Genomic DNA, 15797 nt, shown 5'->3' with positions numbered 1-15797 from the left:
GCGGGACAAAAAAAAAAGCCCGCTGAGATTCAGCGGGCAGAATAGCAATCAACAAAAAAGAAGGAAGTTAAGCAAAAGAACCTTTAAACCGTTCTGGCTTGCTTAGGGCCACAACGGCCGGAAATCTTGACTCGGAGAGTCTCTATCTCCTCAATGGTTGCTATTCTATGGTGCACCAAAACTTACCACAACCAAGAAAAATTGCTTTTTCGCATAAAAAAATCTAATTTAACAATCCCCGTATATGCGTCGCTTTTTATACGCTCACTTCGGGAAAATCCTTACGCAGAAACGGGTTTAGCCGATGTGTGCACCAAAATTGTGCGTTCGGTCACGTCGTTGCGAAACTGTAAGCAAAATTAATCTTACCCGCCCCATCCCTTGGTCTTCCATCCTTCGGCAGATATAGTGTGTCCGGATACAAAAACATGAAAAAGGAATAACAATGCGTAATTTGGCATTTTCACTGGTTGCCTTGTCACTCGTGGGCGGCTGCCAGTCCTTTGATGGCAAGGAGCAGGCTCAGGCTGAGGCCCCGGACACCCGCCGTATGGATCTGGTTGAGGAGATCCACGGTACCCAGGTGGCCGACCCCTACCGCTGGCTGGAAGACCTGGACAGCCAGGAGACCCACGACTGGGTGATGACCCAGAAGGCCTATGGCGACGACTACCTGGCCGCCATCCCCAACCGTCAGTCCGTGGAAGCGCGCATCACCGAACTGTGGAACTATGAGAAGCTGTCCGCCCCCTCCATCAAGGGCGACAGCCAGTTCTTCTATCGCAATGACGGTCTGCAGAGCCAGTCCGTGCTCTATCGGGCGGACAAGCAGGGCAAAAACCCTCAAGTGCTGCTGGATCCCAACGGCTTCTCCAGTGACGGCACCGTCGCCCTGTCCGGCGTCAGCATCAGCAAAGATGGCAAGATGCTGGCCTACGGCACCTCCCAGTCCGGTTCTGACTGGCAGCAATGGCAGTTCGTGGACATCGACACCGGCAAGGCGTTGACCGATAAGCTGGAGTGGATCAAATTCTCCTCCGCCGCCTGGGACAAAGAGGGGCAGGGGGTCTGGTACTCCCGTTATGACGCCCCACAGGCCGGCGCCGATAAGATGGAGCAGGCCAACTACTTCCAGAAGGTCTACTACCATAAGCTGGGCACCGACCAGTCCGAAGACAAGCTGGTGTACCACCGTCCTGATCAGAAGGACTGGGGCTTCTCCGCCGAGCTGTCCGATGAGGGCAACTACCTGGCGATCACCGTGTCCCAGGGTACCGACCCGCGCAACCGCTTCTTCTATCAGGAGATGGCCACCGGCAAGACCGTGGAGCTGATGCCAGATCTGGAGGCGGAGTACCTGTTCCTGGGTAACGACGGCGACACCTTCTACTTCAAGACCGACTATCAGGCGCCCAAGGGCCGCATCATTGCGGTTGACCTGAACAAACCCGCCAAGGCCAACTGGAAGGAGCTGGTGGCGGAAACCGACAACACCATCTACAGCGCCTCCATCGTCAACAACACCTTCGTAGTGAGCTACCTCAAGGATGTGCTGGCCGAGGTGAAGGTCTATGGCCTGGATGGCAAGGAGCAGGCGACCCTGGATCTGCCCGGTGCCGGTCGAGTCACCGGCATCAGCGGTGGCCGCAAGGACAAACAGTTCTACTTCCTGTTCAACTCCTACATCCACCCCACCGGCGTCTATCGCTATGACTTCGATGGCAGCAAGGTGAGTGCCCATCAGGTGCCCAAGGTGGCGTTCAACCCAGAGGACTACGTGTCTGAGCAGGTGTTCTACACCAGCAAGGATGGCACCCGGGTGCCGATGATCATCTCCTACAAGAAGGGGCTGAAAAAGGATGGCAACAACCCGACCCTGCTGTACGCCTATGGTGGCTTCAACATCTCCCTGACCCCGCGCTTCTCTCCCGCCAACATCGCCTGGATGGACATGGGTGGCATCTACGCCGTACCCAACCTGCGCGGCGGCGCCGAGTATGGTGAAGCCTGGCACCAGGGTGGCATGAAGGAGCGCAAGCAGAATGTGTTTGACGACTACTACGCCGCCGGTGAGTATCTGATTGCCCAGAACTACACCAATGCCAGCAAGATGGGGGCCTATGGCCGCAGTAACGGTGGCCTGCTGATGGGCGCCGCCCTGACCCAGCGCCCCGATCTGTTCGCGGCCATCCTGCCTGCGGTTGGCGTGCTGGACATGCTGCGCTTCCAGAAGTTCACCATCGGCTGGGCCTGGACCTCAGAGTACGGCAGTGCCGATAACGCCGAGGACTTCCCCTACCTGCTGGCCTACTCGCCGCTGCACAACGTGGCCAAGCGCGACTATCCGGCCACCATGGTGATGACCGCCGATCACGATGATCGTGTGGTGCCCTCCCACAGCTTCAAGTTTGCCGCCGAGGTGCAGCATCAGCAGACCGGTGACGCTCCGGTAATCGCCCGCATCGAAACCAAGGCGGGCCACGGTGCCGGTAAGCCGACCGCCATGCGCATCGCCGAGTTCCGCGACATCTATGCCTTCCTGTGGCATAACTTCGGCCTGGAACTGCCCGAGAAGATCCAGTAACTCTGGCTGATATCTAGTTAAAAGGGGAGCCTGGCTCCCCTTTTTTGCGCCAAGACGCATTTTGAAACCCAATCTTCCCCCCTTCACCCTCCCATCCCCAGGGGCCATGGGGTATAGTAGCCAGTCATTCCAATTACCAGATGCAAGGCACAGGCAGGGAGATGGCGTTTCACTGGCCCGTCCGGGTTTACTATTCCGATACTGACGCTGGCGGGGTGGTCTACCACGCCAATTACCTGAACTTCTTCGAACATGCCCGGTCTGAGATGTTGCGGGAAAAAGGCTTCGAGCAGGATGAGCTGGCACAGTCCGGCGTACTGTTCGTGGTGCGCAACATGAATATCGACTTTGTCCGTCCCGCCCGATTCAACCAGGCTCTGACCGTGGTGACCGAGGTAACCAAGCTGGCCGGCGCCTCCATGGTGTTCAGTCAGTCCCTCGAAGACAGCGATGGCTGTTGCTATTGCCGGGCCCAGGTCACCGTGGTTTGCATCGACAGTGAGGCCTTCAAACCCAGGCCGATCCCGTCACACATTAAGCAGGAGTTAGCGCGTGTCAGCTGAGATGTCCTTTATCAACCTTTTCCTTGAAGCCAGTTTGTTGGTAAAGCTGGTGATGCTGCTGTTGCTGATGCTCTCCGTGACCGGTTGGGCGGTGATCCTGCAGCGTCACAACGTCATCAAGCAGGCCTCCACCCACGCGCGTAAGTTCGAAGACAGGTTCTGGTCCGGGGTGGATCTGACCCGCCTCTATCAGGAGCTGAGCGGCCGCGGCGACCGCAACTCCGGCATGGAGCTGCTGTTCAGTGCCGGTTTCAAGGAGTACATGCGTCTGTCCCAGACCGCCAGCAGCGGCGGCGCCATCATGGACGGTACCCACAGGGCGATGCGCGTCGCCCTCTCCCGGGAGGTGGACAAACTGGAGTCCAACCTGTCTCTGCTGGCCTCCATCGGTTCCACCAGTCCCTACATCGGCCTGTTCGGTACAGTGTGGGGGATCATGAACGCCTTTATCGCCCTGGGTCAGGTGCAGAATGCCACCCTCAACATGGTGGCTCCGGGCATCGCCGAGGCCCTGATCGCCACCGCCATGGGCCTGTTTGCCGCCATCCCCGCGGTGCTGTTCTTCAACCGCTACTCCACCAAGGTGGAAAAACTGGAGAACACCTACATCAACTTCATCGAGGAGTTCTCCAGCATCCTGCACCGTCAGGCGTTCCACGATAAGGAAGCGCGCTGATGCAGGGGTACCAGCGTAAACGACGCCGTAAGGTGGCGGAGATCAACGTGGTGCCCTACATCGACGTGATGCTGGTGCTGCTGATCATCTTTATGGCCACCGCTCCCATCATCTCCCAGGGGGTGAAGGTGGACCTGCCCCAGGGCGAGGCGGAGCCGCTGAAGAAGGACTCGCGGCCACCCCTGGTGGCGTCGGTAACCAGCGAAGGCCAGTACTTCCTCGATAACGGCAGCGTTCAGGATGACCGTCCTCTGATGCTCGATGAGCTGGCCGCCCTGGTGGCCGCCGAGCTGCAGCTGGATCCTCAGCGTCCCGTGGTGGTCAAAGGGGACAGAAGCGTCTCCTATGACGAAGTGATTCAACTTATGGTGAGTCTGCAGCGGGCCGGTGTGCCCTCTGTGGGCCTGATGACCGAGACGCCGGAGCAGTAACCGATGCAGCAGAAAATGACACTCCCCTTTGTGGTCTCTCTGCTGGCGCACGTTGGCCTGGTCGCTGTGCTGGCCCTTGGGGTGGACTTCTCCAGCAAGCCCAAACCTGTTGCCCCCCAGCCCTCCGCCCCTGTGGTGCAGGCGGTGGTGGTGGATCAGGCCAAGGTGCAGGAGCAGGTGGAACGGATCAAGCAGGCCAAAGCCGCCGAAGCGGAAGCGGAGCGAAAGCGCCGCGCCGAAGAGGACAGGAAAGCCAGGGCTGCCCAGGAGAAGCTGAAGAAGCTGGAACTGGAGCGCAAGCGCAAAGAGGCCGAGATCAAGAAGGCGGAAGAGGCGGCCAAGCAGGCCAAGCTCAAGCAGAAGAAGGAGCAGGACCAGGCTCGCAAGCTGGCTGAGCAACGCAAGAAAGAGGAGCAGGCCAAGGCCAAGGCGGAGCGGGAACGCAAAGCCGCCGAGGATAAGGCCAAGGCGGAAGCCGCCGAGCGTAAGCGCAAGGAGGACGAGCGTAAGCGTAAGGCGGAAGCGGAGCGCAAGCGCAAGGAGGAGGAGCGCAAACGCAAGGCTGCCGAGGAGGCCGCCCGCAAAGCCCGTGAGGCGGAGCTGGCGGAGCAGTTGGCGGCGGAGCAGGCTCAGATCGAGGCGGCGCGCAGCAAGAAGGTGCTGTCCGAGGTGGACCGGTACACCGTGTTGATTCGTCAGACGATTCAACGTAACTTGCGCACCGACACCAGCATGCGCGGCAAGGAGTGCCGGGTGAACATCCGACTGGCGCCAGACGGCTTTGTCATCTCCAGTAAGACACTGGGTGGGGACGCCAACCTGTGCCGGGTAACCCAGGCGGCCATCAACGCCGCGGGTAAGCTGCCCGTGTCCCAGGAACCGGATGTCTACGCGAAATTGAAAGATATCAACCTAACAGTACAACCAGAGCAATAGCGACAGGCTGATGAGACTGATAAAAACACTGACAATGGCATGGTTGGCCCTGATGGCCATGGTGAGCATGCCGGCGAAAGCCACTCTTGAGATCGTCATTACCGAGGGGATCGACGCCGCCCGGCCCATCGCCGTGGTGCCCTTTGTTTGGGAAGGGCAGGGCGAGATGCCCGCCCAGATCGCCGACGTGGTCTCTTCCGATCTGCGCCGTTCCGGCACCTTCAACCCCATCGCCCGGGGCATGATGCCCGGTCAGGTGTCCAAGGCTTCCGAGCTGGATCTCAAGGCCTGGATTGCCACCGGCGCCGAGGCCGTGGTGGTGGGCAAGGTCAGCGAGTTTGGCCCGGACCAGTATCAGGTCAGCTTCGAGCTGGTGGACTTGGTGCGTGCCCAGATGACCGGGGGCGAGAGCCGCGGCCTGCAAAATGGTGAGCTTGTGCAGACCCAGGACCACATCCTGGACGGTCGGGACACCGTGATTCGCGGCAGCCAGTTCCGTCAATATGGCCACCGCATCTCCGATCTGGTGTATGAGGCCCTGACCGGCATCAAGGGCGCCTTCCTGACCCGCATCGCCTATGTGACCGTGGCAGACAACGACCCGTTCAAGTTCCAGCTGCGCGTGGCCGACTATGATGGGTACAACGAGAAGGTGTTGCTGCGCTCCAAAGAGCCGCTGATGTCGCCCTCCTGGTCTCCCGATGGCCGTAAGCTCTCTTACGTGTCCTTCGAGAACGGTCGCTCCGAGATCTACATTCAGGACCTCTATACCCAGAAGCGGGACAGGCTCACCAGCTTCGAAGGGATCAACGGTTCACCCAACTGGTCTCCCGACGGCACCAAGATGGCCATGAGCCTGTCGAAGGACGGCAACCCTGAGATCTACGTGATGGACATCGCCACCAAGCAGATGAAGCGCATCACCAATCACTACGCCATCGATACCGAGCCCAGCTGGCATCCCGATGGCAAATCCCTGGTATTCACCTCGGAGCGGGGTGGTAGACCGCAGATTTATCGAGTATATTTGGACACCGGAAGGATCCAGCGTCTGACCTTCCAGGGGGAGTGGAACCTCGGTGGTTCCGTGACTCCGGATGGTCGTTACTTGGTGATGGTCAACAGGACCAACAACAGGTTCCACATTGCGCGCATGGAGCTGGAGACCGGCTTTATGGACGTATTGACGGAAACTTACCTGGATGAATCACCAAGTGTCGCCCCGAATGGCACAATGATCATTTATGGGACAAGCCACAATGGCCGCCAGGTGTTGGCAGCCGTTTCGGTGGATGGCCGCTTTAAGGCCAGAATTCCGACTCAGGTGGGCAGTGTGAAAGCGCCTTCTTGGTCGCCTTATCTTTGATTGGAAAAGTAACGAATTAAAAGGAAAAGATAGATGAAGCTCAATAGCCTCCTCAAAGGTATGCTGATTGCTGTACCCGCTCTGGCGCTGACAGCCTGTTCCAGTACCTCCGACAGCGACAGCCAGTCCCAGACCGGCAACACCACCAACGAACAAGCGCAAAGCGGCGTTCAGACCGGTGCCGTAGAGCCCGTGCTGACTCCTGCTGAGCAGCAGCGTCTGAAGTACCAGGAACTGCGCAAAGAGCACATTCTGTACTTCGAATTTGACCGCAGCGACATCCAGGGCAAGTACGGCGAACTGCTGGAAGCCCACGCCAACTACCTGATTGAAAACCCAGGTGTTAAGGTGCTGATCGAAGGTCACGCCGATGAGCGCGGTACCCCTGAGTACAACATCGCCCTGGGCGAGCGTCGTGCCAAGGCCGTATCCCGTTACCTGCAGGGTCTGGGTGTTCTGTCCTCTCAAATCTCCGTAGTGTCCTACGGTGAAGAGAAGCCTCTGGACGGTTCCGCCACCGACGCGGCTCACGCCAAGAACCGTCGTGCCGTACTGGTTTACTAAGCGAAACGGTTAATCTATGAAGAAAGCTGTTATTGCAACAGCTCTTCTATTCATGGGGGCGCAGCTTCAGGCTGCGCCCGCTCCCGTTATAGAAGCAGCTGAAAATGCCCCTCAGTCCCTCTCTGGGGACGATATCAACTCCCGCGTCACCCGCCTGGAGCGGTTGATGAAGGCGCGTAACCAGGCTCAGCTGCACATGCAGCAGATGTTTGATCAACTGCAGATGGAAGTGTCCCAGCTGCGTGGTCAGGTGGAGAGCCAGCAGTACCAAGTACAGCAGATGGTGGAACGCCAGCGTCAGATGTACCAGGAACTGAGCCGCATCGAAGAGCAGTTTAAGAGTGGTGCCCCAGCGCAGCCTCAGGCGACCACGCCCCAGGCTGGCAGCCCGGTGCCTGCCACTGTGCCCAACCTCTCCCTGTCTGAGGCCGATGCCTATCAGCAGGCGGTGGACCTGGTGCTGAAGCAGCGCAAGTACGATGAGGCGATTCCCGCCTTCCGTCAGTTCATCGAAAACTACCCTCAGTCCACCTATACTGCCAACTCCCACTACTGGTTGGGTCAACTGCTGTATAACAAGGGTGAGATGGCCCAGGCCAAAACCGCGTTTGAAACCGTGGTGAACAGCTACCCCGACTCCGCCAAGCGAGCCGACTCCCTGCTGAAGCTGGGGATGATCGCCGCCGACGCCGGAGACAAGGCGGGTGCCCAAGGTTATTTCAACCGGGTAGTGAAAGAATATGGCAACTCTAACGCCGCTCAGTTGGCGAAAAAAGAGTTGTCAAAAGGCTAAGTTAGCCGTTTCGCCCGGCACTGGAATCGCTTTTTTGTCCGCTTAGTTGCTTTTGTGCGCAAAAGGCCAAAAAAGACAGATTTCCAGTTGCACACCAAGGCGAAATTGGTATTATAGCCGCCCGTCGGATGAGGGAGTCCTCGGAAGACAAAAGTGGGTCGTTAGCTCAGCTGGTAGAGCAGTTGGCTTTTAACCAATTGGTCGAAGGTTCGAATCCTTCACGACCCACCACTTTCTTCTCCGTCTGGGGATGAAAACCAAAAAGTGGGTCGTTAGCTCAGCTGGTAGAGCAGTTGGCTTTTAACCAATTGGTCGAAGGTTCGAATCCTTCACGACCCACCACTTTCTTCCCCGTCTGGGGATGAAAACCAAAAAGTGGGTCGTTAGCTCAGCTGGTAGAGCAGTTGGCTTTTAACCAATTGGTCGAAGGTTCGAATCCTTCACGACCCACCACTTTCTTCCCCGTCTGGGGATGAAAACCAAAAAGTGGGTCGTTAGCTCAGCTGGTAGAGCAGTTGGCTTTTAACCAATTGGTCGAAGGTTCGAATCCTTCACGACCCACCACTTTCTTCTCCGCCTGGGGATGAAAACCAAAAAGTGGGTCGTTAGCTCAGCTGGTAGAGCAGTTGGCTTTTAACCAATTGGTCGAAGGTTCGAATCCTTCACGACCCACCACTTTCTTCCCCGTCTGGGGATGAAAACCAAAAAGTGGGTCGTTAGCTCAGCTGGTAGAGCAGTTGGCTTTTAACCAATTGGTCGAAGGTTCGAATCCTTCACGACCCACCACTTTCTTCCCCGTCTGGGGATGAAAACCAAAAAGTGGGTCGTTAGCTCAGCTGGTAGAGCAGTTGGCTTTTAACCAATTGGTCGAAGGTTCGAATCCTTCACGACCCACCACTTTCTTCTCCGCCTGGGGATGAAAACCAAAAAGTGGGTCGTTAGCTCAGCTGGTAGAGCAGTTGGCTTTTAACCAATTGGTCGAAGGTTCGAATCCTTCACGACCCACCACTTTCTTCCCCGTCTGGGGATGAAAACCAAAAAGTGGGTCGTTAGCTCAGCTGGTAGAGCAGTTGGCTTTTAACCAATTGGTCGAAGGTTCGAATCCTTCACGACCCACCACTTTCTTCTCTCTCCTTTTCTCTTGTCTTTGCCTCTGATTGCCGCACTCTTTGTGTGGATTTGTCGTGTCTGTCCTACACTGAATCTGGTTTCTCGTTCGTCCTGTCGACAGGCTTTGATTTCGACTTTTCAGACTGGGAGTAGACACCATGATCTTCAGAGGAATAGCCATCGCGATAGTGGCGGGGTCACTGATCGCGCCAGCCGCGAGTGCGCAAGAAAATCTTGTTGAAAATCCGAAGTTTGAAATAGGAGTGCCGACGGGTTGGTCCACAAGCTCCTTCAAGCAGGAGGGGGTTGAGTACGCTTGGTCCCAGGCTCAGAAGACCGTTTCCATCCACATCGATCCGCAGATTCCCAACGATGCCCGATGGCAGCAAGTGGTGGTGGTCAAACCCAATACCCGTTATCGCCTCTCCGGCTGGATTCGGGTGCAGAAGACCACCCCCACCATAGATTCGCTGGATGTGGGCGGCAACTTGTCTGTGCTGGAGTCTCTGCCGGAGCTGGGTTCCTTTACCTACAGTGAACCCATGCTGGGCTCGCTGGGCTGGCGTTATCGTCAGGTGGAGTTCGACACTGGTGAGCGCACCTGGGTCACCATTGCCCTGAGGCTGGGCATGTATTCAGGCCAGACCACGGGCAGCGCCTGGTTCAGATCCGTGCAGCTTACTGAGCTGGAGTAGCCCCGGGCAGCTGGCTCAGGAGCTTGTCCATCACCTTGCGGGTCTGCTCTTCTCGCCACTGGGCGTCCGCCTTGCCCTTGAGCTTGAAGCCGTCGGCGGCACGCCACACCTGGCGCTCGCCGTCGAACAGATCCAGGCGAATCTTCCTGTAGTCCGCCTCTGTGGGGGTAACCGGAATGGAGACGCTGCCGCCTATGGCGGTGTTGCCACTGCTGCGACCACCGCCGATCCCTATGGAGAAGCCGGAGTCATTGGCCTCTGTTTCGCGCCACAGGCTGATTTGAAGCTTGTGGCTGGATTGGTCCACCAGTTGCCATCCGGTGGCTGTCAGGGCCTCTTTGAGCGCCTTCTCCGAGCGCTCGGCCGCCAGGGGTTCATCCCGATGGCGACTGGGCAGCAGCTGCACCTGGCTGACTGTGGTGAAGTCGAAGCCGGGGTCATAGTCCACATCGCTCTTGGCGGCACAGCCGGCAAGCAGCAGCAGAAACAGTCCAGTCAGTGCTCTCATCTCTCCCTCCATGGAATCTGCGTCAGTGTCAGGTGTTCACCGCCTTCCGAGCCTGGGCTTGCCCCAGGGACACCACCCGGCTTCGATTGAGTTCTTCGGGGCGGTTGAGTGCGGTGTTCAGCAGATCGAGCTTATCATGCATCATGCGCGAAATCTCAACCATGCTCTGATAGGGATTGCTGGCCCGTTCCCGGGTCAGATCGATGCGGTGTTGCAGGGCCTTGAGTGCGCCACGATTGGACGCCTTGGCCTGGTCGATGGTCTGGCTGATGGCGGCCTGGCGAATCCGTTCCAGCTTATCCGGGTCGGTTTTGGCCAGGTGCATCATCTCGTCGAACGTGGGCAGCTCAGTCATGTTTCCCTCCGGTCAAAAAGGCAAACATCCTCTGTCTGGCGTACCACCACTCCATGGCAAGACTTGGGTCGGGGCGGTGATTTGCGCCTCCGGCCGACAGAGTAAATATTGACCTGGATCACACTTTGGTCAAATGGGAAGGGAAGGAAGATGAGCAGCTTAGGGCACAAAGTCTAAGAAAACGCGCCACTGGGGCGCGTTTCTCTTCTGTCGACGGCTGAGCCTGGTTATCCGTTTCTGCTGTCGTAGAAGTAGGAGATGCGCTCCTTGGGACTCAGGTACTGGAAGGCTTCCGGGGTGAGTGCCGAGGCAACGATGGCGCGTTCGATGGTCAGCCCCTGGGTGTCGATGGCGATGGCGGCCGCCTCCTGACGGGGGACGGCGGGATCGTACACCAGTACCGTAGGGTAGAGCAGCTTCTCGGAGTCCACCGAGGTCACCAGGCCGAACTGACCGCTGGAGAGCTGCACCACACTGCCTGGAGGGTAGACCCCCATCATCTTGATGAACTGCTGAACATAGTGGTTGTTGAGCTTGTCCTTGAAGATCTTGTACAGCATCCCCAGTACCGTGCCTGGCGGGCGGGTACGGGTTTTGTCCCTGGGGTGGCACAGATCGTCATAGGTGTTGACCACGGCAATCAGCTGAGCCAGAGGCTCGATGTCATTGCCCTTGAGTCCCTTGGGGTAACCGCTGCCGTCGAGGAACTCATGATGCTGGCTGATCATGGCGGTGATGGAGCGGGGCAGATGACTCTGATTGCGGAGCAGCTCCTGACCCAAAACGGGGTGACGCTGCATCTCGCGCAGGTCTGCCTTGGAGGGTTGCTTCTTGGACAGCAGGGACTTGGACAGCAGCAGCTTGCCACAGTCGTGAAGCAGGCCGCCCTGGCCCACCACGGCGATCTCCTCTTCGCTCATGCCCACCCGTTTGGCCAGCATCATTGCCAGCACGGTGACGTTCAGGGCGTGGTAGCAGGGGTCATCCGGGCGGATGTCGTCGTTCATCAGGTGCAGGGTCACCTGACTGCCGGCACTGAGGCTGGCGGCCATCTGTTTGATCAGCTTGGAGCTGAGCATCAGGCCTTCCATGGGCTTCATGGGCAGGCGGTTGTTGATTGCTCGCAGCTGGGCCAGAGAGTCGGCGTACTCCCGTTCGTGTTTCTTGTACTCGCGACGAAACTCTTTGAGTTCGCTGATCCCCTGCTGCTTCTGCTGCAGCATCTGCTCCTTCATCTTGTCCAGATCCGGCGCACTGTCTGCCAGGTTGGGGATGGCGGGGGCGCTGAGCACGCCAGTATCGCTGCGCTTGAGATCCACGACGACGTGGGTCAGGCGCAGTTTCTTCAGCAGCTGGATCTGATCCCTGCTGCGAATCTTAAAACTGTTGAACATGAAGGGGTGTTCACGCCAGGAGATGGGGAGACGAATGTAGTTTCCCACCTGCAGCTGGTCCACCGCGACTTTTTGGAGGGTTTTGCTCATAAATGCCGGTAACTTCTTACGCTACCGGCATTTTATTCGCTTTGTGTTTCCACTGTCTAGAACTGATTGCCTGCCAGACCGGTCTGATTGAGCAGTTCGGTATGGGATCTCAGGCCATGTTCTACCCGATTATCAGCGTCATCCATCAGGGTGAAAATCGGATCATTAGCCAGCATTTGCCCCTGCTGATCTGAGTAGGCGGCGGGGGCGTCCAGGAAGTATTCCTCGTCACCCATGGCATTGAAGGTGAGCTGATGCAGCTCAGAGCGGATGAACCAGTGGCTCTCGGAGTCCTGTTCAAACAGGCTGTCGTAGCGGACGGTGACGTTATTCACCCCCTGGTTCAGATCGATCTGGCTGGCGTAAGCGGGAACACTCTTACCGTTGATGGATACCACCCTGACGTTTTCACCCAGATTCAGGGTGGCGGCGGATACCGACAGGGACAGGGCTGTGGCGCTAAGCAGAATAATGGCTCTCATCTTTCTCTCCTCGTAACTGTTTTCTCCTTGCCCAAAAAAAGACCGGCCCAAGGGCCGGTCTGTTTCAAAAAAGTTGCATAAATATTGCGCAAAGGTGGGTCTACACCTTTTTCGGTGCCTCAAACCGCAGCAGTATGGCCGCGCCCTGCAGGGGAGATTCCTCTATGGTCATGGTGCCGCCGTAGCCCAGGACGATGTCATGAACCACCGCCAGACCGATCCCCTGGCCGGGGTTACGGCGGTCGGCACGTACGCCACGTTCCAGCACCGCTTCGCGCATCTTGGGTTCGATGCCCGGGCCATCGTCCTCAACGGCGATGGTGAGGGTGCCTTCCTCTACCGAAGCACGAACCCGCACCTGGCTGATGGCAAAGCGGTAGGCGTTCTCCAGCAGGTTGCCCATCATCTCCATCAGGTCATCCTGATTGCCGGGGAAGCGAGCTTCCTCCTGCAGCTGCAGGACCACCTGAACCTGTTTCTCCCGGTAGACCTTGTCCAGCATGGCAGTCAACTGCTCCAGGGTGGGCGCTATGCTGACCTGCTCACGGGTCAGGCCCTGACGGCCGGAGACGGCCCGGCGCAGCTGATACTGGATAATCTGGTCCATCTGGCCCAACTGGGAGAGCATTTCCTGCTGACGCTGACTCTCATTGAGGTTGGCGTCCTCCATGATGGCATTGGTGGCTGCCAGCCGGGTCTTGAGGCTGTGGGCCAGGTCCTTCATGGCGTGCTGATAGGTCTGGCGTTGGTGTTTCTCCTGGGAGATAAGCTCGTTCAGCGCCTTGGTGACCTCCTCCAGCTCCGTGGGGTAGCCCTGGCTCAGTTGTTCCCGCTCGCCGCTGAGGATCCCCTTCACCTCATCAGAGAGGCGTCTCAAGGGGCGCAGGCCCCAGTAACCGGCGCTCACCAGCAACAGACCGGAGAGGGGGATGAACAGCCCCACCCGGAAGTAGGTGGCCCGGCGGGCACGGTCGAGGCGTTTCTGCACCTGTTCGGCGTTGCGCAACACCAGCAGGTCATACTCTTTGTTATTGATGCTCACCGGCATGGGCACCACGGCATAGAGCTGGCTGTCGGCCAGGGTCACCATATAGGGCGGGGAGGCATCCCGGGCCACCTGACGGACCCGATCACAGCTGTCCTGCAGGCCACGGCGGCGTGCCTCCACCGAAGAGGTGTAGTGGTCGCGCATGCCGTTGACGCAGGTGATCAGCAGATAATCGCTGGCGCGACGGGCGTGGTCTGAGGGCTCAGACTCCAGTGCTTCATTGCTCTTGGGCAGCATCCCTTCCAGGCGCAGCTCGGTGGCGATGGAGGGCAGACGGGCGATGATGTCGTTGGTCTGGTTGACGTAGAAGTCCTGGACCTTCTGCTGGTTGATCACCTCGGCCAACGCCAGGGAGGCGACGGTGATGATCGCCAGAGAGGTGAGCATCAGCCGCCGCTGCAGCCGCGGCCGTTTACTGAACAGGGTGGGGATCAGCCGCATACCAGATTGAACCTGTAGCCCTGACCACGAATGGTCACTATGGGGTTCTCCAGGCCGCCCTGGCTCAGCTTCTTACGTACCCGGGAGATCATCACCTCGATGGTGTTGGGGTCCCCCTCCTTGTCCTGATAGAGGATATCCAGCAGGCGCTGCTTGGAGATCACCTGCTGATGATGGCGCATCAGGTACTCCAGAATCTGGTATTCGAAGGCGGTCAGCTCCAGCTCGGCTTCACCCAGGGTCGCCTGTTTGGCGGCCATGTCCAGGGTCAGGTGTTCACACTGGATCACCGGCTTGACGAAACCGGCACTGCGGCGCACCAGGGCGTTGAGGCGGGCGATCAGCTCTTCGACCTGGAAGGGTTTCACCAGATAGTCATCGGCGCCGGCGTTGAGTCCGGCCACCTTGTCCTTCCAGTGATCCCGGGCGGTGAGGATCAGAATCGGCTGACGAAAGCCGTTGTCTCTCAGGTGCTGAATCAGATCGATGCCGTCCTGATCCGGCAGGCCAAGGTCCACCACGGCGATGTCTACCGGGTAGTTTTCCGCCAGATAACGCCCCTCTCCGGCAGACTCCGAGGCCATTACCTGGTTGCCCATCTCGGTCAGGCGGACCTTCAGGTGGTGGCGCAACAGGGCATCGTCTTCAATCACCAGTATCTTCATTGTCACCTCGGGTAGTTGGCGGAAAAGGGAGGGCAGTTGCCCGGTGCCACTAAGGATAGTGCCTTTGCTCTGAATCTTTCCTGAACCATAACATAGCAAAGAAAAACTAACAGAGTATCTGATGCTTAGACATCATGTCACCGGGCCATAATTGACCAGCATCAAGGGAAAGGATCAGAGGTCTGTATTTATATACAGTGTTGGGGTAGACTGGCGCAAAACTAGTCGATTGGGGGAGCCGAAATGGCAGTCATCGTTAAATACGTGGTTGAGCGGGATGGAGTGGAGAAAATGACCTTTGCCAGTAAAGCGGAAGCCGATGCTTATGACAAGATGCTGGACATTGCTGACGATCTGGAAGCGATGATCCAGGGCAGCGGCCTGGTTGAGCAGGAGGAGTTGGTCGAATCCCTGGCGCTCTACCTGGCAGAGCATAAGGAGGAGGTCGCCACCATTCTTAAAGGTAAGAAGAAAGCCCCCGCCAAGCCCGCCGCAAAGAAACCCGCCCCCAAGGCTGCGGATAAAGCCGCCTGAGCATAAAAAAACCGGCTCGAGGGAGCCGGTTCGCAAAACCTTGCAGGAAAATAATGATGATACTCTGCCCATTTGCTGGCGAGTGTCGCTATTTTACCACTTTGGTCTAAAGGCCTGATTACCCCCTAGGGGGTATTTTGTCGCCAGTTATCGCTGGAATTTTGCTCTGATGCCGTTGGCGCCCCAGGCGATCAACAGGTTACACAGCATCACCGCACCCAGAATTACCGCCATTCGCATCCAGGGTTGCTCGAAGGCGATGCGCATGGAGATCAGCCTGTGGGTGGTGGGCAGCCACACCAGCAGGGTGGAGAGCACCAGACCCACTTGGACCACCAGTACGGACCAGGGACGGCGGGTGAGCAACAGGGCCGGAAGCAGGGCCACGGGCACCGCGACCAGGGCGTTGCCGTAGCGCAGGAAGTGGGCGCCCAGCACCAGGTAGGCAAGGATGATCAGCAAAATTCGCCACCACATTGGGGCCTCCGGTACAACAAATGGAATTCGGCCTCTATTGTCCTACGTATTCAGTCAGTTAATCTGCGACCTGTCTCATAGTAAC

Annotated in this window: 17 protein-coding genes and 9 tRNA genes; 19 read left to right on the top strand and 7 right to left on the bottom strand. The window is 58.0% G+C overall.

Annotated features, from left to right (window positions below; all coding sequences use genetic code 11):
* Positions 1 to 445 precede the first annotated feature (445 nt).
* The 18 genes from QUE41_RS14100 (at position 446) to QUE41_RS14015 (ending at position 9718) form a co-directional block, all read left to right on the top strand.
* Complete coding sequence (locus QUE41_RS14100) at positions 446 to 2584, top strand: prolyl oligopeptidase family serine peptidase (protein WP_286339647.1); 2139 nt, start codon at positions 446 to 448, stop codon at positions 2582 to 2584.
* A 161-nt stretch (positions 2585 to 2745) separates the two neighbouring features.
* A complete protein-coding gene (ybgC, locus tag QUE41_RS14095) occupies positions 2746 to 3147 on the top strand; it encodes a tol-pal system-associated acyl-CoA thioesterase (protein WP_286339646.1) in 402 nt (133 codons plus the stop codon).
* Entirely contained in the window at positions 3137 to 3823 is a 687-nt protein-coding gene (tolQ, locus tag QUE41_RS14090; protein WP_286339645.1) for a protein TolQ, read from the top strand. Before ybgC ends, tolQ begins: the two co-directional genes overlap by 11 nt.
* On the top strand, positions 3820 to 4254 hold the full coding sequence (gene tolR / locus QUE41_RS14085; protein ID WP_028108974.1) for a protein TolR: 435 nt from the start codon (positions 3820 to 3822) through the stop codon (positions 4252 to 4254). The genes tolQ and tolR overlap by 4 nt, the downstream gene beginning before the upstream one ends.
* Positions 4255 to 4257: 3 nt before the next feature.
* Positions 4258 to 5190: a cell envelope integrity protein TolA gene (gene tolA, locus QUE41_RS14080; RefSeq protein ID WP_286339644.1), complete on the top strand. Its 933-nt coding sequence runs from the start codon at positions 4258 to 4260 to the stop codon at positions 5188 to 5190.
* 34 nt (positions 5191 to 5224) lie between these two features.
* Positions 5225 to 6556 (top strand): Tol-Pal system beta propeller repeat protein TolB, encoded by a 1332-nt coding sequence (gene tolB / locus QUE41_RS14075; RefSeq protein WP_502875893.1) that lies wholly within the window; start codon positions 5225 to 5227, stop codon positions 6554 to 6556.
* Between the two features lie 33 nt (positions 6557 to 6589).
* Positions 6590 to 7120, top strand: coding sequence for a peptidoglycan-associated lipoprotein Pal (gene pal, locus QUE41_RS14070; RefSeq protein ID WP_028108977.1), 531 nt, complete (start codon positions 6590 to 6592; stop codon positions 7118 to 7120).
* Between the two features lie 16 nt (positions 7121 to 7136).
* Positions 7137 to 7913 carry a tol-pal system protein YbgF gene (ybgF, locus tag QUE41_RS14065; RefSeq protein ID WP_286339642.1) on the top strand — a complete coding sequence of 259 codons (777 nt, stop codon included), beginning with the start codon at positions 7137 to 7139 and terminating at the stop codon, positions 7911 to 7913.
* A 155-nt stretch (positions 7914 to 8068) separates the two neighbouring features.
* Positions 8069 to 8144 (top strand) — tRNA-Lys (locus QUE41_RS14060).
* Positions 8145 to 8179: 35 nt separating this feature from the next.
* Positions 8180 to 8255: transfer RNA gene (locus QUE41_RS14055), tRNA-Lys, on the top strand.
* A gap of 35 nt (positions 8256 to 8290) precedes the next feature.
* Positions 8291 to 8366 (top strand) — tRNA-Lys (locus QUE41_RS14050).
* Between the two features lie 35 nt (positions 8367 to 8401).
* Positions 8402 to 8477 (top strand) — tRNA-Lys (locus QUE41_RS14045).
* Positions 8478 to 8512: 35 nt separating this feature from the next.
* Positions 8513 to 8588, top strand: a tRNA-Lys gene (locus QUE41_RS14040).
* Between the two features lie 35 nt (positions 8589 to 8623).
* Positions 8624 to 8699: transfer RNA gene (locus QUE41_RS14035), tRNA-Lys, on the top strand.
* A gap of 35 nt (positions 8700 to 8734) precedes the next feature.
* Positions 8735 to 8810, top strand: a tRNA-Lys gene (locus QUE41_RS14030).
* A 35-nt stretch (positions 8811 to 8845) separates the two neighbouring features.
* Positions 8846 to 8921: transfer RNA gene (locus QUE41_RS14025), tRNA-Lys, on the top strand.
* A gap of 35 nt (positions 8922 to 8956) precedes the next feature.
* Positions 8957 to 9032: transfer RNA gene (locus QUE41_RS14020), tRNA-Lys, on the top strand.
* Between the two features lie 254 nt (positions 9033 to 9286).
* Entirely contained in the window at positions 9287 to 9718 is a 432-nt protein-coding gene (locus tag QUE41_RS14015; RefSeq protein ID WP_286339641.1) for a hypothetical protein, read from the top strand.
* On the opposite strand, the gene QUE41_RS14010 is transcribed toward QUE41_RS14015, so the two are convergent.
* From QUE41_RS14010 to QUE41_RS13985, 6 genes are all read right to left on the bottom strand, one after another.
* Positions 9702 to 10226 (bottom strand): DUF4136 domain-containing protein, encoded by a 525-nt coding sequence (locus QUE41_RS14010; RefSeq protein WP_286339640.1) that lies wholly within the window; start codon positions 10224 to 10226, stop codon positions 9702 to 9704. The genes QUE41_RS14015 and QUE41_RS14010 overlap by 17 nt on opposite strands.
* Positions 10227 to 10254: 28 nt before the next feature.
* Positions 10255 to 10581: a DUF3135 domain-containing protein gene (locus QUE41_RS14005; RefSeq protein WP_286339639.1), complete on the bottom strand. Its 327-nt coding sequence runs from the start codon at positions 10579 to 10581 to the stop codon at positions 10255 to 10257.
* A 227-nt stretch (positions 10582 to 10808) separates the two neighbouring features.
* Positions 10809 to 12065 (bottom strand): HD-GYP domain-containing protein, encoded by a 1257-nt coding sequence (locus QUE41_RS14000; RefSeq protein WP_286339638.1) that lies wholly within the window; start codon positions 12063 to 12065, stop codon positions 10809 to 10811.
* Between the two features lie 56 nt (positions 12066 to 12121).
* Positions 12122 to 12547, bottom strand: a complete 426-nt coding sequence (locus QUE41_RS13995; RefSeq protein ID WP_286339637.1) for a DUF2057 family protein — start codon at positions 12545 to 12547, stop codon at positions 12122 to 12124.
* 100 nt (positions 12548 to 12647) lie between these two features.
* Entirely contained in the window at positions 12648 to 14036 is a 1389-nt protein-coding gene (locus tag QUE41_RS13990) for an ATP-binding protein (protein WP_286339636.1), read from the bottom strand.
* A complete protein-coding gene (locus QUE41_RS13985; RefSeq protein WP_286339635.1) occupies positions 14027 to 14701 on the bottom strand; it encodes a response regulator in 675 nt (224 codons plus the stop codon). Before QUE41_RS13985 ends, QUE41_RS13990 begins: the two co-directional genes overlap by 10 nt.
* Positions 14702 to 14944: 243 nt before the next feature.
* Between QUE41_RS13985 and QUE41_RS13980 the strand changes: the two genes are divergently transcribed.
* Positions 14945 to 15235, top strand: a complete 291-nt coding sequence (locus QUE41_RS13980) for a YebG family protein (RefSeq protein ID WP_286339634.1) — start codon at positions 14945 to 14947, stop codon at positions 15233 to 15235.
* Positions 15236 to 15382: 147 nt separating this feature from the next.
* On the opposite strand, the gene QUE41_RS13975 is transcribed toward QUE41_RS13980, so the two are convergent.
* Complete coding sequence (locus QUE41_RS13975; RefSeq protein WP_286339633.1) at positions 15383 to 15712, bottom strand: hypothetical protein; 330 nt, start codon at positions 15710 to 15712, stop codon at positions 15383 to 15385.
* Between the last annotated feature and the right edge of the window lie 85 nt (positions 15713 to 15797).

This window comes from Ferrimonas sp. YFM (assembly GCF_030296015.1).
In the GTDB taxonomy this organism is placed as follows: Bacteria; Pseudomonadota; Gammaproteobacteria; order Enterobacterales; family Shewanellaceae; genus Ferrimonas.
This window is presented reverse-complemented; position numbering and strand designations above follow the sequence as displayed.